The 16,915-nt window shown below is 68.3% G+C and carries 15 protein-coding genes; 14 read left to right on the forward strand and 1 reads right to left on the reverse strand.

What is annotated here, in order from left to right:
- Positions 1 to 23 precede the first annotated feature (23 nt).
- The 5 genes from D7T59_RS02155 to D7T59_RS02175 all read left to right on the forward strand — a co-directional run bounded on the left by D7T59_RS02155 (position 24) and on the right by D7T59_RS02175 (position 7,207).
- Positions 24 to 1,031 carry a cyclase family protein gene (locus D7T59_RS02155; protein ID WP_164136465.1) on the forward strand — a complete coding sequence of 336 codons (1,008 nt, stop codon included), beginning with the start codon at positions 24 to 26 and terminating at the stop codon, positions 1,029 to 1,031.
- 313 nt (positions 1,032 to 1,344) lie between these two features.
- Positions 1,345 to 1,959, forward strand: coding sequence for a translesion DNA synthesis-associated protein ImuA (gene imuA, locus D7T59_RS02160; protein ID WP_180851171.1), 615 nt, complete (start codon positions 1,345 to 1,347; stop codon positions 1,957 to 1,959).
- 9 nt (positions 1,960 to 1,968) lie between these two features.
- Complete coding sequence (locus tag D7T59_RS02165; protein ID WP_164136463.1) at positions 1,969 to 3,378, forward strand: Y-family DNA polymerase; 1,410 nt, start codon at positions 1,969 to 1,971, stop codon at positions 3,376 to 3,378.
- Between the two features lie 6 nt (positions 3,379 to 3,384).
- Positions 3,385 to 6,495 carry an error-prone DNA polymerase gene (locus tag D7T59_RS02170; protein ID WP_180851172.1) on the forward strand — a complete coding sequence of 1,037 codons (3,111 nt, stop codon included), beginning with the start codon at positions 3,385 to 3,387 and terminating at the stop codon, positions 6,493 to 6,495.
- Between the two features lie 205 nt (positions 6,496 to 6,700).
- Positions 6,701 to 7,207 carry a hypothetical protein gene (locus D7T59_RS02175; RefSeq protein ID WP_180851173.1) on the forward strand — a complete coding sequence of 169 codons (507 nt, stop codon included), beginning with the start codon at positions 6,701 to 6,703 and terminating at the stop codon, positions 7,205 to 7,207.
- Between the two features lie 121 nt (positions 7,208 to 7,328).
- Here D7T59_RS02175 and ptsJ read toward each other — a convergent pair whose 3' ends face one another.
- The gene (gene ptsJ / locus D7T59_RS02180; RefSeq protein WP_180851174.1) at positions 7,329 to 8,615 is read right to left on the reverse strand and encodes a MocR-like B6 salvage transcription factor PtsJ; all 1,287 of its coding nucleotides are present in this window, start codon (positions 8,613 to 8,615) and stop codon (positions 7,329 to 7,331) included.
- 76 nt (positions 8,616 to 8,691) lie between these two features.
- Here ptsJ and D7T59_RS02185 point away from each other — a divergent pair, with 76 nt between their 5' ends.
- From D7T59_RS02185 to D7T59_RS02225, 9 genes are all read left to right on the forward strand, one after another.
- Positions 8,692 to 9,465: a YggS family pyridoxal phosphate-dependent enzyme gene (locus tag D7T59_RS02185; RefSeq protein ID WP_180851175.1), complete on the forward strand. Its 774-nt coding sequence runs from the start codon at positions 8,692 to 8,694 to the stop codon at positions 9,463 to 9,465.
- Positions 9,462 to 10,163, forward strand: coding sequence for a glutamine amidotransferase (locus D7T59_RS02190; protein WP_164136458.1), 702 nt, complete (start codon positions 9,462 to 9,464; stop codon positions 10,161 to 10,163). Before D7T59_RS02185 ends, D7T59_RS02190 begins: the two co-directional genes overlap by 4 nt.
- A complete protein-coding gene (locus D7T59_RS02195) occupies positions 10,160 to 10,384 on the forward strand; it encodes a hypothetical protein (RefSeq protein WP_180851176.1) in 225 nt (74 codons plus the stop codon). Before D7T59_RS02190 ends, D7T59_RS02195 begins: the two co-directional genes overlap by 4 nt.
- Before the next feature lie 98 nt (positions 10,385 to 10,482).
- Entirely contained in the window at positions 10,483 to 11,016 is a 534-nt protein-coding gene (locus D7T59_RS02200; RefSeq protein WP_180851177.1) for a hypothetical protein, read from the forward strand.
- A gap of 205 nt (positions 11,017 to 11,221) precedes the next feature.
- The gene (locus D7T59_RS02205) at positions 11,222 to 11,731 is read left to right on the forward strand and encodes a sigma-70 family RNA polymerase sigma factor (RefSeq protein ID WP_180851178.1); all 510 of its coding nucleotides are present in this window, start codon (positions 11,222 to 11,224) and stop codon (positions 11,729 to 11,731) included.
- Positions 11,728 to 12,654 carry a FecR family protein gene (locus D7T59_RS02210; protein WP_180851179.1) on the forward strand — a complete coding sequence of 309 codons (927 nt, stop codon included), beginning with the start codon at positions 11,728 to 11,730 and terminating at the stop codon, positions 12,652 to 12,654. Before D7T59_RS02205 ends, D7T59_RS02210 begins: the two co-directional genes overlap by 4 nt.
- A gap of 64 nt (positions 12,655 to 12,718) precedes the next feature.
- Complete coding sequence (locus tag D7T59_RS02215) at positions 12,719 to 15,190, forward strand: TonB-dependent receptor (RefSeq protein ID WP_180851180.1); 2,472 nt, start codon at positions 12,719 to 12,721, stop codon at positions 15,188 to 15,190.
- Positions 15,177 to 15,977, forward strand: coding sequence for a ChaN family lipoprotein (locus tag D7T59_RS02220; RefSeq protein ID WP_164136452.1), 801 nt, complete (start codon positions 15,177 to 15,179; stop codon positions 15,975 to 15,977). Before D7T59_RS02215 ends, D7T59_RS02220 begins: the two co-directional genes overlap by 14 nt.
- Positions 15,970 to 16,683 carry an energy transducer TonB family protein gene (locus D7T59_RS02225; protein WP_164136451.1) on the forward strand — a complete coding sequence of 238 codons (714 nt, stop codon included), beginning with the start codon at positions 15,970 to 15,972 and terminating at the stop codon, positions 16,681 to 16,683. The genes D7T59_RS02220 and D7T59_RS02225 overlap by 8 nt, the downstream gene beginning before the upstream one ends.
- Positions 16,684 to 16,915 lie beyond the last annotated feature (232 nt).

Here is a 16,915-nt window from a genome sequence, read left to right on the forward strand (position 1 = left end):
CCCACCCTGCAAGGAGATTTCCCATGACCCCACGTACCCTGGCCACCGCGCTGGCCCTGCTGCTGGCCGGCACCGCCGCTTCCACCACCGTGTCCGCGCACGAACGCGTTCCCTCGGGCCAGCAGGTCGGCACCAGCCCCTGGGGACCGAAGGACGAGATCGGTCGCCTCAACCTGATCACCGAGGCCTCGCGTGCGGCGATCCTGTCGCGGGTCAGCGGCGGCAAGGCCTATGACCTGGCCACCGACTACTACGTCGGCATGCCCAGCTGGCAGGATGCCGGCGACCCGCACTACCAGTTCTGGATGACCCACACCCCGCGCGGCACGGTGATGGATGATCCGATGGGCGTGGGCGAGACCATGAACCTCACCCGCAGCTACACCGGCACCGCATTCTCGATGTACAGCCACACCGGTACCCACATCGATGCGCTGAACCATTTCGGCATCCACGGAAAGATCTGGAACGGCTTCGAGGCCGACAAGCATCTTGGCGACCGTGGCTGGAATGTCACCGGCATCGAGAAATTCCCGCCGCTGATCGCGCGTGGCGTGCTGATCGACGTGGCCGGCGCCAAGGGCGTGGACATGCTGCCGGACAGCTACCGCGTCACCCGCCAGGACCTGAAGGATGCGCTGGCACGCCAGCAGGTGAAGCTGCAGCAGGGTGACGTGGTGCTGATCCGCACCGGCCGCATGCGCCTGTTCGAACAGCCCAAGGCCTACATGGCCAACCCGCCGGGCATGGGCCTGGACGCGGCGCGCTTCCTGGTCGAGGACAGCGGCGCGATGATCGTCGGCGCCGACAACCTCAGCTTCGAGACCTTCCCCTCGGAGGTGTCCGACGACTACGTGCCGCTGCACACCTACCTGCTGGCCCAGCAGGGCGCGCCGATCATCGAGCTGGTGGCGCTGGACGACCTGGCCCGCGACAAGGTCTACGAGTTCGCCTTCATCGGCGGCCCGCTGAAGATCCGTGGCGGCGATGCCGCACCGCTGCGCCCGGTGGCGTTGCCGGTGCGCCCGTAACCGGGGCCTGTGGGTGCCGACCTTGGTCGGCACCGCGCTTTACCGCTATCCACGCATGGCGTGGATCTACCAGGCTGCGGCATGGATTTGCCGGGGCTCTGTCCAGTAGATCCACTCCATGCGTGGATGCTTTACCCCTTCAGCAACCTGAAACCCGACCCGCCGATTTCATTAGTAATTCTACTTACAACGCGAGTAGCATGTCCGGTCTCAGCCCCTGATACCGGCCTGTCGATACTCGCTCCATGCCAGCCGTTTCCGCCCGTTCCTGCCGCTTCCAGCCTACCCGGCGCCTCCCCAGGAGGACCGGCTGATGGGTGCCGTCGTCGCCCTCGACCGGCTGCTGGACGGCCGCCAGCTGTGGCGCGGCCCGGCCCGCCAAGGGCCCGCCAGCGACCACCTGGCCAGCGGCCACCCGGCACTGGATGCGCGCCTGCCCGGCGGCGGCTGGCCGGCCAGCGGGCTGTGCGAGGTACTGCAGGCCGCGCCCGGGGTGGGCGAGCTGGCCCTGGTCTGGCCGGCACTGGCGAAACTGAGCCAGCGCGGCCGCCCGATCGTACTCGTCGCCCCGCCCTATCGCCCGCATGCCCCGGCCTGGGCCGCAGCCGGGCTGGAGCTGGCCCAGCTGCAGATCATCCATGCCGCGCCGAAGCAGGCACTGTGGGCCACCGAGCAATGCCTGCGTTCTGCCGCCTGCGCGGCGGTGCTGTGCTGGCCACACCAGGCCGACGACCGCTCACTGCGCCGCCTGCAGGTGGCTGCCGACAGCGGCCAGTGCCTGGGCTTCGTGTTCCGCGAGGCGCAGGCAGCGCGCAACCCCTCCCCGGCCAGCCTGCGCCTGCAGCTCGATCATGGCCAGGTACGGGTGCTGAAGTGCCGTGGCGGCCTGCCACCGGCGCAGCCGTTGCCACTGGCCATCGCCCACTGAGGCCGCGCCATGCATTGGGCCTGCCTGTTGTTGCCGCAGCTGGCGCTGGACAGCGTGCTTCGCCTGCAGCCGGACCCGCAGCGGCCACTGGTGCTGCTGCAGGGACCGGCACAGCGTCGCGTGCTGCGAGCGGTCAGCCCGTCCGCACGCGCAGCGGGGCTGCGCCCGGGCATGCTGTTGTCGGCCGCGCAGGTGCTGGTGCAGGACATGCACCTGCATGACTACGACCCGAACGCGGAACAGCACACCCGGCAGCTGCTGGCCAGTTGGGCCTACGCCTACAGCTCGCAGGTCAGCCTCGATTTCCCGCATGCACTGGTGCTGGAGATCGGCGCCAGCCGCGCCCTGTTCGGTGACTGGTTGACGATCGAAAAGCGCCTGCGTGGTGAACTGCATGAGCTCGGTTTCCGCCACCGCCTGGTGGCTGCACCCACCGCGCATGCCGCGCGCGTGCTGGCCAACGTCCACGACGGCCTCGGCATCGATGCGCAGCAGCTGCCAGCGGCGCTGGCACAACTGCCGTTGCAGCGCTGCGGCCTGCCCAGCGAAGCGGTGACCGTACTGGCACGCTCCGGGCTGCGCACGCTGGGCGCGGTGCTCGAGCTGCCGCGCGACAGCCTGGCCCGGCGCTTTGCCCCCGAGGTCCTGCAGCAGCTGGATGCATTGCGTGGCCTGCCCACCGCGCCACTGCGCTACTACCAGCCACCGGACCGGTTCGATGCGCGCATCGAGTTCGAATACGAGATCGAATCCAGCCAGGCCCTGTTGTTTCCGCTGCGCCGCCTGCTGCTGGACCTGGCCGCCTTCCTGTGTTCGCGCGATGGCGGCGTGCAGCGCTTCGACCTGCATTTCGAGCATGACCTGCTGCCGGCCAGCGTGCTGACCATCGGCCTGCTGGCACCCGAACGCGATCCCGCGCTGCTGTTCGAGATCGCGCGCAACCGCATGGAAGCCTTCGCCCTGCCGGCCGGCAGCCGCGCACTGCGCCTGCAGGCCGAGCAACTGCCACCGTTCGTGCCCGCCGCGCGTGACCTGTTCGACACCCGGCCGGCGCAGGCGATGCCCTGGAACCAGCTGCGCGAGCGCCTGCGCGCACGGCTGGGCGATGACGCCGTGCAGCCGCTGGCGGTACAGGCCGACCATCGCCCTGAACGCGCCAGTGGTATCCAGCCCCCGACCAAACCGCCCGCTTACTGGCCACTGCGCCCAGGCTGGCTGCTGGACACCCCGCAACCACTGCGTGACCCGCGCCTGCGCATCATCGCCGGGCCGGAGCGGATCGAATCGGGTTGGTGGGACCAGGCCGACGCGCGCCGCGACTATTACGTGGTGGAAACCGCGCACGGTCAGCGTGGCTGGGCCTTCCGCACACGCAATGACCCGCATGCGCCGTGGATGCTGCATGGCTGGTTCGGCTGAGCCGCGATGCACAGTGAACTGCCCGGCTACGCTGAACTGCACTGCCTGTCGGCCTTCAGTTTCCAGCGTGGCGCCTCGATCGCCGAAGAACTGTTCGCGCGCGCCGCCGGCCAGGGCTACCGCGCGTTGGCGATCACCGACGAATGTTCGCTGGCCGGCATCGTGCGCGCCTGGCAGGCCGCGAAGACGCATGGCGTGGCGCTGATCATCGGCGCCGAATTCCAGGTCGAGGATGGGCCGAAACTGGCCCTGCTGTGCACCGATCAGGCCGCCTATGTCGGGCTGTGCCAGTTGATCACCACCTGCCGGCGGCGCGCGCCCAAAGGCGAGTACCGCTGCCTGCGCGAGGACCTGCTCGGCCTGCCCGAGGGCCTGCTGTGCCTGTGGCTGGACCGGCAGCCGGCCGCTACTGACCTGGAACTGCTGCGCACCGGCTTCGATGACCGCCTGTGGCTGGCGGTGGAGCTGCATCACGAACACGACGATGCACGCCGGCTGCAGCAGCTGCAGGCCTTCGGCGAACGCCACCGCCTGCCGCTGGTGGCCAGTGGTGATGTGCACATGCACGTGCGCCGCCGCCGCGCCCTGCAGGACACGCTGACCGCGATCCGCCACCGCTGCAGCGTGGCCGAGGCCGGCTGGCGCCTGTTCCCCAACGGCGAGCGCCACCTGCGCCCGCGCAGCGCGCTGGCCCAGCTTTATCCACCCGATTTGCTGGCCGAGACGCTGCGCATCGCCGAGCGTTGCCACTTCACGCTGGAGCAGCTGCAGTACACCTATCCGCGTGAGCTGGTGCCGGAGGGCCACGACCCGGACAGCTGGCTGCGCGTGCTGGTCGAGCGCGGCATTCCGTGGCGCTGGAAAGACGGCATCAAGCCGGCACAACGCACGCAGATCGAGCACGAACTGGCGTTGATCAAGCAGAAGAACTACGCCTCCTATTTCCTCACCGTGCAGGACATCGTGCGCTTCGCCCGCAGCCAGGACATCCTCTGCCAAGGGCGTGGCTCGGCGGCCAACTCGGCGGTGTGCTTCGTGCTGGGCGTGACCGAGATCGACCCGGCGCGCAGCAACCTGCTGTTCGAGCGCTTCATCTCCGCCGAGCGCGACGAGCCGCCGGATATCGACATCGACTTCGAGCACGAGCGCCGCGAGGAAGTACTGCAGTACGTGTTCAAGCGCTATGGCCGCGAGCGTGCTGCATTGACTGCGGTGGCAATCAGCTACCGTGGCCGCAGCGCGATCCGCGACGTGGCCCGCGCACTCGGCCTGCCGATGGACCAGGTCAACGAACTGGGCGCGGCGATGGACCATTGGGGCGGCCACGTGCCGCTGCCGGAGACCCTGCGCGAGCGCGGCTTCGATCCGGAAACCCCGCTGATGCGGCGGCTGCTGGCGCTGACCGCCGAGCTGATCGACTTCCCGCGCCACCTGTCGCAGCACCCGGGCGGCTTCGTGATCTCCGAGCACCCGCTGTCGACGCTGGTACCGGTGGAAAACGCGGCGATGGCCGACCGCACCGTCATCCAGTGGGACAAGGACGACCTCGATGCCACCGGCCTGATGAAGGTCGACTGCCTGGCGCTGGGCATGCTCACCGCCATCCGCAAATGCCTGGCGATGCTGAAGCAGCATGGCCTGCACAGTGGACGCATGGATGCGATCGAGGATGACGACAAGCCCACCTACGACATGATCAGCGCCGCCGACACCATCGGCGTCTTCCAGATCGAGTCGCGCGCACAGATGGCAATGCTGCCGCGCATGCAGCCGCGCAATTTCTACGATCTGGTGATCGAAGTGGCGATCGTGCGTCCCGGCCCGATCCAGGGCGACATGGTGCACCCCTACCTGGAGCGACGCCGGCTGCTGCGCGAACAGGGTCCAGAGGCGTTGGACAACCTGGAGGAGCCGCTGTACCCGCCGCAGCTGGAGCGCGTGTTCGCGCGCACCCTGGGCGTGCCTTTGTTCCAGGAACAGGTAATGCAGCTGGCCGTGGATGCGGCCGGATACACCCCCGGCGAGGCCGATACCCTGCGCCGCTCGATGGCCGCGTGGAAACGGCGTGGCGGGCTGGAACCGCATCGCGAAAAACTGCTGGCCGGCATGCTGAAGAACAACTTCAGCCGCGAGTACGGCGAACACCTGTTCGAGCAGATCAAGGGCTTCGGTGATTACGGTTTCCCGGAAAGCCACGCCGCCAGTTTCGCCCTGCTGACCTATGCCAGCTGCTGGCTGAAGTGCCACCACCCGGCTGCGTTCACCGCCAGCCTGATCAACAGCCAGCCGCTGGGTTTCTACAGCCCCGACCAGTTGCTGCAGGACGCACGCCGCCATGGCATCCGCGTGCTGCCGGTGGACGTGCGCCACAGCGACTGGGACTGCACCCTGGATTTCAGCAAGGGCGCGGCGGCGATCCGGCTTGGCCTGCGCCTGATCGACGGCTGCAACGAAGCGGCCGTGCAGGCCATCATGCACGAGCGTGCACGGCGACCGTTCGACGATGTCGGCGACCTGTGCCAGCGCACCGCCCTGGACCGTCGCCATCAAGGCCTGCTGGCCGATGCCGGTGCGCTGCGCGGGCTCAGTGGCCATCGCCATCGTGCGCGCTGGGATATCTCGGGCGTAGAGAACCGATTGCCACTGTTCGACCAGGCCCGGGCCACCGCCGAGGCCCGCGTGCCATTGCCACTGCCCAGCGCATGGGACGACATGCAGGCTGACTACCGCAGTACCGGCACCACCCTTGGCCGCCACCCGATCTCGTTCCTGCGTGCACAGCTGCGCAGCCGTGGCTGCCTGGATGCCGCACAGCTGGCCGGGCACGGGCACGGCCACCGCGTGCGCATCGCTGGCCTGGTGCGCATGCGCCAGCGCCCGCAGACCGCCAGTGGCGTTACCTTCCTCACCCTCGAGGACGAGACCGGCATGGTCAATGCCGTGGTCTGGCGCCACCTTGCCGACCGCCAGCACCGGGTGCTGGTCGACACCCAGCTGATGCAGATCGATGGCCGCCTGGAGCGCGTCGATGGCGTGCAGCATGTCATCGTGCAACGCATGCACTGCCTGGATGAGCTGCTGCAGGGACTGCGCAGCCACAGCCGCGATTTCCATTGACACCGGATCAGGTGATGTCGACTGGGTAAAGTCGACGGCATCCCGATAGGGCGACAGCATTCCGGTAGAGTCGACTGTCAGTCGACTTGCGCGCGCCAGCGCGGGAATTTCCGCGACCCGAGCGAGGGGCAGTCGACCAACAGCCGACTCTACCCATCCCCTTTTGCATCCGCTATCGTCGGCACATCCAAGGAAGGACGACCCGATGCCCCGTGTGCTGCTGCTGACCACCCTGGTGGTCTCGACCCTTGCCCTGCTCGTTTCCGGCTGGACCGCCTGGAACCTGCATCGCAGCCAATCGCCAGAGCGGATCATCGAAGCGCGCGGGCTGGTCATCCACGATGCAGGCGGCCAGCCGCGGGTGATCCTCGGCGCACCGGTTCCCGATCCACTCAGCCAGGGCCGCCCCCAGGGGCCGCGTGCCACTGCCCTGTCCGGCCTGATCCTGCTTGGCCCCGACGGTTCCGAGCGCGGCGGTTATGGCACCAGCGACCGCGGCGGCGAAGCCCTGCTCACCCTCGACGATGCCACCGGCACCACCGAAGTCTTCAAGGTCGTCGCCAACCCGGACCGCGGCGCCAGCCTGATGGTCAAGCACCAGAACAACACCGGCGCCATGCTCACGTCCTGGCAGGGCAAGCCGGAGCTGATGTTCGTCGATGACAGTGGCCAGTCCTACTACGTGCGCCCGGGCGCGAACGCCGCGCCCTGATCTGTCTTTGTAGAGCCGAGCCATGCTCGGCTGCACGTCGCTCCAACGCCGCGATGCCTGATCGAAAAGCAGTCGAGCATGGCTCGACGCTACATAACCGGCAGTCGAGCATGGCTCGACGCTACACCCCACACACCACCGCCAGGTCATCGGCCAGCTGCCGCAGCTGCGCCCCCCCCAGCGCCGCGCAGGTGATGCGCAGGCCATGCCCCGGTGCTGACACCGCGAACACTTCACCCGCGCGCACATGCCATCCGCGCGAAGCCAGCGCCAGCACCTGCGGATGACTGTCGCCCTGCAGCGGCAGCCACAGGTTCAATCCTTCCATCGGCTGTGGCGTCGGCACGCCACGTGCGCGCAGCAGTTCCTGCAGCGACTGCAACCGCTGCTGGTAGCGCTCGCCCGCCGAGGCGATCTTCGCCCGCTGCGATGCCGACGCCAGCACAGACGTCGCCGCATCCTGCAGCAGATGACTGACCCAGCCGGTACCGGACGCCAACCGCAACCGCAGCCGCATCGCGGTCTCTTCATCGCAGGCCAGCCAGGCCAGCCGCAGGTCCGGGCCCAGCGGTTTGGACAACGAACGCAGCAGCGCCCAGCGCCGGCCATCCAGCGGCAGCACCGAGTGATAGACCTGCTGCGAGAGCAGCGCGTAGTGATCGTCGATCAACACCGCCACCTGCGGATAGGCGGCCAGCAGCTGGCGCAATGCGCGTGCCCGCTTCGCATCCAGGCTGGCACCTGTCGGGTTGTGCGCCCGCGGGGTCAACAGCACCGCGCGTGCGCCGCTTTCGAGTGCCTGCCGCAGCAATTCGACCTGCATGCCATGTTCATCCACCGCCACCGGCAACGGCGCGTGGCCCACGGCGTTGAGCACGTTCAGGCTGCCAAGAAAGCACGGATCTTCCACCGCGATGCGATCGCCCGGCAGCAGCCATGCCGCCAGCAGGCGTTCGATGCCATCGACCGCGCCGTGGGTCAGTTCCAGCGCATAGCCTTCGGGGCAGTCCACATCCAGCGAGGCGCGCGCCAGCGCCTGCAGCCGCGGATCGACCGTGCCCACGCCGTACAGCCGTGGCGCGGCCGGCGCCAGCCGCAGACTGGGCAGCAGGCGTGGGTCCGGATTGCCACCGGCCAGGTCATGCAGGGCCAACCCTGGCGTACTGCCCTCGCGTGCCAGCGTCGGCGGCAGGCCACGCACCACCGTGCCGCGCCGGCCCGCGGTGCTGGCCAGGCCCGCCGCATCCAGGCGCTTGTAGGCAGCGGCCACGGTGTTGCGATTGACCCCCAGCTGATCGGCCAACTCGCGCACCGGCGGCAGCACGCTGCCGGCAGGCAGACGGCCCTTGCCGATGCCATCGCGGATGCTGTCGAAGATCGACTCGGCGCTATGCCCGGTGATTTTCATTTTGTCCTATGCCAAAATAATTCTTGTCCTGTGCCAGTGTATCCCACCCTGGCCGCCCTGCATTGGAGGTGCCCGCATGCCCCTTGCCGCCGCCGACTGGCCCGTCGCCCAGTCCGTTGAACAGATCGCCGCCAACCTGGTCACGGTGCGCCAACGCATCGCCGAGGCCTGCGCGCGCGTAGGCCGTGACCCGGCCAGCGTGCGCCTGCTGCCGGTCAGCAAGACCGTGGATGACACCCGCATCCGCATGGCGGTGGCCGCCGGCTGCCACGAACTGGGCGAGAACAAGGTGCAGGAGGCACAGCGCAAGGCCGAGACAATGGCCGACCTGGGCGTGCACTGGTCGGTGATCGGGCACCTGCAGACCAACAAGGCACGCTACGTGGCGCGCTTCGCCAGCGAATTCCAGGCGCTGGACAGCCTGCGTGTAGCCGAGGTGCTGCAGCAGCGCCTGCAGCTGGAAGACCGCACGCTGGATGTGTTCGTGCAGGTCAACACCTCCGCCGAGCCCAGCAAGTACGGCCTGGAACCCGATGCTGTCGGGGCCTTCGTGCAGCAGCTGCCAGTCTTCGACCGGCTACGCGTGCGTGGCCTGATGACCCTGGCCATCTTCACCCCCGAAGTCGAACGTGTGCGCGCGTGCTTCGTGCGCCTGCGTGAACTGCGCGATCAGCTGCAACACAGCGCCCCACCCGGCCTCGACCTGTCGCAGCTGTCGATGGGCATGTCCGGGGACTTCGAAGTGGCCATCGAGGAAGGCGCCACCGTAGTCCGCGTCGGCCAGGCCATCTTCGGCGCCCGCGCCACTCCGGACAGCTTCTACTGGCCAAACAAGGGAGCCCCGGCATGAAGAACGCGGTTGTCCTGCAACACGTTGCCTTTGAAGACCTCGGCACCCTGCAGCCACTGCTGTTGGCACAGGGCTGGCAGCTGCAGGTGCTGCAGGCGGGTGTAGATGCACTCGATCCGGCCGAAGCGGCTGACCTGCTGGTGGTGCTGGGGGGTCCGATCAGCGTCAACGATGTTGATCTCTACCCGTTCCTCAACGACAGCATCGCGCTGTTGAAGGCGCGGTTGCAGCAGCAGCGGCCCACGCTGGGCATCTGCCTCGGCGCGCAGCTGATGGCGCGTGCGCTTGGCGCCAGCGTTGCTCCCAGTGGCGGCAAGGAGATCGGTTTTGCGCCGCTGCTGCTCACCGATGAGGGCCAGCGCTCGCCGCTGCAGGCACTGCAGGGCATTCCGGTGCTGCACTGGCACGGCGAGGCGTTCGAACTTCCAGTCGTTGCACGCCGCCTGGCCAGCACGCCGGCCTGCCGCCACCAGGCCTTTGCCGTCGGCCACCACGCGTTGGCCCTGCAATGCCATCCGGAACTGGATGCCCGCCAGTTCGAGCGTTGGCTGATCGGCCACACGCTGGAGCTGGCCCAGGCCGCTATCGACCCGAACGACCTGCGTGCACAGGCGCGCCGCTATGGCGCACCACTGGCCGCAGCTGCTACCGCGATGTTCGACCACTGGCTGCAGGACCTGCCGGAGATACCGCGATGAACTACCGGTTGCAGATCCACCGCGACGGCGCCTACTGGGGCCACTTCGACTGCAGCGGACCCGATGCCCTGCAGCGCATGGACAGCATCGCCGCACAGCTGCCTGCCGACCAGGGCTTCCAGTTGAAGCGGCAGAAGGGGATCGGCGAAGAGCGCATCCTGTCCAGCAATGCCGATGGACTGCGCGTGCTGGCCGCGCAGATCCAGTACCGCGACATCTGATGATCGTCACGGTAGTGCCGGCCGCTGGCCGGTACTCGAATCTGCCGGCCAGCGGCCGGCACTACCCCGGCTGTTCGGCCGCGTGCGAAGCTTCACCGATGCTGACCCTGCAACGCGGCAACCACCACGGGCTGCTTGTCGCCCCGCGCTGGCCCTCCACCCATATCCAGATCGAAGCAGAGGTGCTGCAACGATTGCTCGACGCGCAGGCACGCCTGCCTGCTGAACTGCGCCTGCTGCTCACACGCGGCTTCGAATCCCGCCACAGTCGCCTCGGCGGGTTCCGCCGCGCGGTGCGGAGGCTCGGCATCGCGGTGTTCCGCACCTGCTACCCGCAGCGCCGCGATGAAGTCGATGCCATCTTCGGTGCCAACGGTCACGACATCGATGGCCGTCACGTCGATGTTTCCATGGTGCTGCACGGCCGGCGTCTACGGCTGCTGCCACTGGGCGTGTTCACGCCAACCGGCTGGCAGGCGCGCCGCGTCGCCCGCCATGCCGAGGCGATCGCGCGGGTGAAGCACAGCCTGCAGCAGTGCGGCTTCCAGCTGCACCACAACCCAACCGAAGCGCTGCAGATCCATTGTGACTACCGCGGGAACAACCAGCGGGGCGGCGGTAGAGTCGACTGACAGTCGACTACCGCGCGAAGCGCGGGATTCTGCAGTTGTTACGGAAGGAGCGGTCGCTCAGAAAAGCAGTCGACTGACAGTCGACTCTACAGTCCGCCCGTCGACGCACATCGCCCATGGATGCAAATGATTCTCTTTTGCTGTAAGGTGCAGCCGCTGCCCTTGCCGCCGCGGGCTGTTCCCTTTCCCAGTTGTCGCCCGCCCCGTGTCCACGCCTGTCGAACCGACGGATGTCGCGCATCTGTGCGCGGCCCATTACCGGCCGCTGCACGCCCATGTCCGCCGCAAACTCCCGCAACGCAGCGACGCCGATGACGTCGTCCAGGAAACCTGGCTGCGTGTCGTCAAGGTCGCCGCCAGCGGCCTGCTGAGCAATGGCCGCGCGTACCTGTACCGCGTCGCCCACAACCTGATCGCCGACCACTATCGGCAACGCCAGCGTCGTCGCGAAGAGGCGCTGGAGGACGCGCAGCTGCATGCCATCTCCGATCCAGCGCCCCTGCCGGAACAGCGCCTGCTCGATGCCGAACAGCTGCGCCATCTCGATGCCATCATCGCCGCGCTGCCACCGCGCTCGCGCCAGGTCTTCCTGCTGGCCCGCGTGGAACAGATGGCATTGGCTGAAATCGGCCGCCAGCTCGGTATCAGCCGGCAGACCGCGCATGGCCATCTGCTGCGCGCGCTGGTCGCCCTGCAGCAGGTACCCGGCACATGAGCCAGGAGGGCATTGCACGCGAAGCTGCCCGCTGGTGGCTGGATGGGCACGACGGCGACCGCGACGAGAACGCGTTCGAGCAGTGGTGCCGGGCCGATCCACGCCATGCCGCGCAGTACCTGCACCTGCAGCAGCTGTGGCAGGCCGGTGCGACGATGCCCAGCCTGCAGCGGCAGCTGCAACGACGGCAGCGTCGGCGCCTGGGTGAAGCCGGCCTTGCCGTGCTGCTGCTGTGCGCGCTCGGCCTTTACAGCCGCCATGCCTCGCCGCCCGCCGCGCAGGTATTGCGCACTGCGTCCGGTGAGATCCGCGACGAGGCACTGCCGGACGGCTCGCATGTGCTGCTGTCGCCGGGCAGCGAAGTGCACGTCCGCATCGACGCACAGCGCCGCCAGCTGCAGCTGGATCGCGGCCAGGCCTGGTTCCAGGTCACTGCCGATGCGCAACGACCGTTCCAGGTGCATACACCGCATGGCACGGTCACCGCGTTGGGCACCGCGTTCGACCTTGCTGTGCAGGACGACAGCAGCGTGGTGACGGTCACCGAACATCGCGTCAGCGTGGAGTCCGGCAGCGCCACCCACCAAGCGTCCGAAGGACAACAGATGCGCTTCGACGGGCAGGCATCCGCCACGCTGCTCACAGCGGATGCTGCTGCGATGGTCTGGCGCGAGCGACGGCTGCACTGGGTATCCGCGCCGCTGATCGAGGTCACCCAGGGCCTGGACCGCTGGCATGGCGGGCGTACCTGGATCATCGGGTCGCGACTGCGGCAACAACCGGTCACCCTGCTGGGCAGTGCAGACGGCGCCGCCGGCAACCGCGACCAGTTGGCCACACAGCTGCAGGTGCGCGTGCTTCGCCTTGGCAATGGCGTACAGGTGTGGATGCCGCCGCGCGGGGACCATCGTGATGGACCCTGACAACCGGCCCATGACTGCGTCTACCCAGGATGACGACGCTCTGCGTCAGCCCCTGGAGCCCCCGATGCTGTGCCCCCGCCCCCTTGTCCTTGCCCTGTCGCTGGCCTGCGCCAGCACCGTCCCACTGCTGCCCAGCAGTGCCCATGCGCAGGCCGCCACGCGCACCTATGACCTGCCCGCCCAGCCACTGCCTGCCGCGCTGGATGCCTACAGCCGGCTGACCGGTATCGATCTGGTCGTTGGCGCGGCGCTTCCCGCTGGCCATGCCGCGCCCGCCCTGCATGGCGATTTCGACGATGTGCAGGCGCTGTCACGCCTGCTGGCCGGTAGTGGCCTGCGCCCACGCTTCATCGATGCTCGCCGCGCCACCCTCGAGCCGGCGCCGGCCGAGCGCGGCGATGGCAGCCGCCGCACCGGGCCCCTGCGGGTGCAGGGCGATACTGCGCAGGGCCACGTACCAGGCGCCGGCGCCAGCCAGTACGTGCCGGCCACCCGCGATGGCTTCGCACCCACGGTCGGCAGCGAACGCGTGGCGATGGCCGAACGCCAGGACGGCAACAGCCTGCTGCGCTCGATGCCCGGCACCCACAGCTTCCACTCGCGCAGCCAGCCGGGCCTGCAGGTCAACATCCGAGGCATGACCGGTGCCGGCCGGGTCAACACCATGATCGACGGTGTCACCCAGACCTTCCGCAACAATGCCGGGCATGGCTCGGGTGGTCCCTTCGCCTACGTCGATCCGTTCCTGCTGGCCGGTGTAGACGTGCAGCGCGGTGCGGTTGCCGGGGGTGACGGCGCTGGCACGCTGGCCGGCAGTGCCAACTTCCGCACGCTCGATATCGACGATCTGCTCGGCGAGGGCCGCGACTGGGGCCTGCGTGCAGGCTACCGCCACGGTAACAACGGCTACGGCAGTGGCCGTACCTTCGCCGGTGCCTGGCGCCACAGCGAGGACGGCGGTGACCGCCAGTTCGGCCTGCTGGCCGCTGCCAGCAGCAGCCGCAGCAGCGAATACGCCACCGCCCGAGGGCAGAAGAACAACGCCGATCCTGGCAGCCAGCAGCCCAGCAGCTGGCTGCTGAAAGCGCGCCTGCAGCCCAGCGACCAGCATCGGCTCGACCTGAGCCACATGCGTTACGAAAACGACTTCTACCACAACTACCCGTGGCAGATCTCCGCGCGCAACCAGCGCGCCAGCTATCACTACACGCCCTATACGCCTTGGATCGACCTGCGTGCGACGTTCGCCAGCAACAAGACCCGGCTGTTCTACCCGCCTGTGGAGGATTCGAACTACATCGGTCGCCGCACCCACAGCAGCCTGAGCAGCTGGACGCTCGACAACACCAGCCGCTTCGATATCGGCGCAGTGCAGGCGCGCTGGAACACCGGCATCAAGCACCAGTCGGACATCTACGTGGCCGACACCCCCATCCTGCGCGGTGCCAACCCGCAGGGCCGCAGCCAGCTGGACAGCGTGTTCAGCACCCTGGAACTGCAGTACGACATCTACGCGCTGAGCGCTGGCCTGCGCCAGGATCGCTATGGCATCCGCGGCCATATCCCGGTGTGTTCCGATGTGCCGGGCCAATGCGCGGAGATCAATGGCGGCGACATCGACGTGCGCCGCAGCGAGCGCGCACTCAGCCCCAGCCTGGCGCTTTCACTGCAGGCCACCGACTGGCTGCAACTGTTCGCTGAAGTCTCGCGCACCTCGCGGCCGCCACGCGTGCAGGAGATGTTCTTCGAGAAGATCCCGCTGGAGGACGCCAGCGTCGCCGACGGTATCGGTGCCAATCCGTTCCTGCGCCGCGAGCGCTCACGCAACCTGCAGTTCGGTGCCAACCTCAGCACCGATTCGCTGCTGGTCGACGGTGACCTGGCGCAGCTGCGCATCACCCGCTTCGACAACCGCATCCGCGACTACATCAAGCCGCAGTACCTGCTGATCGTGCATCCGCCGGAAGTGGAGCCGTTCGTGGTGCCGATCGACAGCGATCCGCAGCTCAATGCCTGGACCGATGTGCTGGATGCAGACGACTTCAGTGCCACCACCCGCTGGATGAACCATCCCGGCGTGGTGCGCATGCGCGGCATCGAGCTGGAGGCGCACTACGCCAGCGAGCACTACCACGCCACGCTCAGCTGGACCCGCTCGCGCACCAGTGCGCCGGCCATCGAGTTCGTCAACCTGGAAGACATCACTGCCCTGCCCGACCGCTACTGGACCCTGGACGTGGGCGGCCGCTGGTGGCAGCAGCGCGTGCAGGCCGGCCTGCGCGCCGAATACTCCGGGCCCACCGAGGAAGGCTACGACTTCTTCCAGACCCGCAAGACCGGCGGCACCGGCGTGCTGCTGGACTTCTACGCCAGCTTCAAGCCACAGGCCAATACCACGCTGTGGCTGAACATCGAAAACCTGCAGAACAAGTCCTATGACAACAATGCCTCGATCGACAGCATCTTCAGTCCGATCCTGGACCGCGGCAACGGCCGTGGCCGCACCGTCTCGATGGGCATCAATGTGGCGTTCTAGCCGTCGCTGGTTGCCACTGTGCCTGCTGGCGCTGGCGGGCATGGCTGGCGCGCAGCCGATGCCCGGCACGGTGACCGACCTGGCCAGCGGCCGGCATCTGGACGAGGCTGCATTCGTGCAGCGCGCGGCCAATGCGCAGCGGCTGCTGCTGGGTGAACGCCATGATCTCGGCGGAGACCATGCGGCCCAGCGCTGGCTGCTGCAGGCCCTGCAGCGGCAGCGCCCTCAGGGTTCACTGGTGCTGGAAATGATCGCCAGCGAGCGCCAGCCACGCCTGCAGCGGGTGCAGCGCTGGCTGGCCAAGGGCAACCACGCCGAGGGGGCCCGCCTGCAGGAACTGCTGGGCTGGGATGCGCGCTGGCCGTGGATGGCCTATGGCGGACTGGTGCAGGACGCGACGGATGCGGGCGTTCCACTGTTCGGTGGCAACCTGTCGCGCACCGAGGTCAACGCGTTGCTGGCCTCTACCGGAACCGTCCAGTTCCCGGTGGCCTCTGCAAAGCAACGCCTGTCTGCGGTGGTGCTGGCCCAGCACGCAGACGCCGCGCCGATGCTGGACGGCATGCTGGCCGTGCAGCACGCCCGCGACAGGCGCATGGCGCAGGTCCTTGCCGATGCACCCGCGCCGGCATTGCTGGTGGCCGGCCGCTGGCACGTGCTGCGGGGCACCGGCGTACCTGGCTACCTGCCGGCAGACGCTCCGGCGCTGGTGATCGCATTGGCCTCGCCGGGTGAAACCGTCGATGCGATTGATGCCGATCTGCTGTGGGTGCTGGACGATGAGTGAACGCGGCCAACACTGGCAGGCGATTGCCATCACCATCGGCCTGCATCTGCTGCCCTTGCTGCTGCTGTTGCATTGGGTCGCCACGCCCCCCATGCTCCCGCCACCCGAGCAGGACGTGCGTATCAGCCTGCGCCTGCTGGCACCGGCCACGCCGCCACAGCCGGTGGAGGAACGCCAGGCCGATACCCCCAGCCAGGCGCAGCAGGCGCGTGCTTCGCAACCGACGAAGTCGCCCCCCCCGCCGACGCCCACCGCAGCGCGCGAAGGCGAGTTGGCCGCCAGCGAGGCGGGGGGGACTGGCCGAAAGCCGTTGCCGGTCGCCCCGCCTGCGGCCGCGACCGATGCAAGTCCCGCACCGGCATCGATCACGGCCGCGCCGCCCGCTCCGGACGCGCCGCCGGCGGACTTCCAGGCCGGCGCCGCCAGCGACCAGTGGGAAGCCCGCCTGATGGCGCGGCTGGAACGTTACCGCTATTACCCCGCTGCCGCGCGCTCGCGCCGGCAGCAGGGCACTGCCTGGGTCAGGGCCAGCATCGACCGCGAAGGTCGCCTGCTGGCCCTGCGGCTGGAGCAGTCCAGTGGCCAGCCGATGCTCGATGATGCGGCCCTGCAGACCTTCCGCCGCGCCCAGCCACTACCGCCCATTCCCGATGAACTGAAGGCGCCGCAGGAACTGGTGGTGCCGGTGGAGTACTACCTGCGCTAGGCGCTGTGGAACTGCGAGGCAGTCTGCGACCTCAACCCGGGTTGAGGTCAAATACACCCGGCGCAACAGAGCAGTCCGCCATGCGCAACGATCGCGGCGTGTTGTGTCACCGCGTCGATGCTGGGCCGCCCACGTGATCGGCCGTTGTAGAGCCGAGCCCATGCTCGGCTGCTCCATGCGAACGGCAGCCGAGCATGGGCTCGGCTCTACAGGGAAGAGGAAGGCAGCCGGG

Origin of the sequence: Stenotrophomonas maltophilia (assembly GCF_013464915.1) — a bacterium.
Lineage (GTDB): Bacteria > Pseudomonadota > Gammaproteobacteria > Xanthomonadales > Xanthomonadaceae > Stenotrophomonas > Stenotrophomonas maltophilia_AT.

Bases quoted from the DNA above. Each gene is read 5' to 3' on its own strand.
- D7T59_RS02170 (WP_180851172.1), top strand. From the start codon at position 3,385: ATGCACAGTGAACTGCCCGGCTACGCTGAACTGCACTGCCTGTCGGCC.
- D7T59_RS02190 (WP_164136458.1), top strand. From the start codon at position 9,462: ATGAAGAACGCGGTTGTCCTGCAACACGTTGCCTTTGAAGACCTCGGC.
- imuA (WP_180851171.1), top strand. From the start codon at position 1,345: ATGGGTGCCGTCGTCGCCCTCGACCGGCTGCTGGACGGCCGCCAGCTG.
- D7T59_RS02165 (WP_164136463.1), top strand. From the start codon at position 1,969: ATGCATTGGGCCTGCCTGTTGTTGCCGCAGCTGGCGCTGGACAGCGTG.
- ptsJ (WP_180851174.1), bottom strand. From the start codon at position 8,615: ATGAAAATCACCGGGCATAGCGCCGAGTCGATCTTCGACAGCATCCGC.
- D7T59_RS02225 (WP_164136451.1), top strand. From the start codon at position 15,970: ATGAGTGAACGCGGCCAACACTGGCAGGCGATTGCCATCACCATCGGC.
- D7T59_RS02185 (WP_180851175.1), top strand. From the start codon at position 8,692: ATGCCCCTTGCCGCCGCCGACTGGCCCGTCGCCCAGTCCGTTGAACAG.
- D7T59_RS02200 (WP_180851177.1), top strand. From the start codon at position 10,483: ATGCTGACCCTGCAACGCGGCAACCACCACGGGCTGCTTGTCGCCCCG.
- D7T59_RS02220 (WP_164136452.1), top strand. From the start codon at position 15,177: ATGTGGCGTTCTAGCCGTCGCTGGTTGCCACTGTGCCTGCTGGCGCTG.
- D7T59_RS02155 (WP_164136465.1), top strand. From the start codon at position 24: ATGACCCCACGTACCCTGGCCACCGCGCTGGCCCTGCTGCTGGCCGGC.
- D7T59_RS02195 (WP_180851176.1), top strand. From the start codon at position 10,160: ATGAACTACCGGTTGCAGATCCACCGCGACGGCGCCTACTGGGGCCAC.
- D7T59_RS02210 (WP_180851179.1), top strand. From the start codon at position 11,728: ATGAGCCAGGAGGGCATTGCACGCGAAGCTGCCCGCTGGTGGCTGGAT.
- D7T59_RS02215 (WP_180851180.1), top strand. From the start codon at position 12,719: ATGCTGTGCCCCCGCCCCCTTGTCCTTGCCCTGTCGCTGGCCTGCGCC.
- D7T59_RS02175 (WP_180851173.1), top strand. From the start codon at position 6,701: ATGCCCCGTGTGCTGCTGCTGACCACCCTGGTGGTCTCGACCCTTGCC.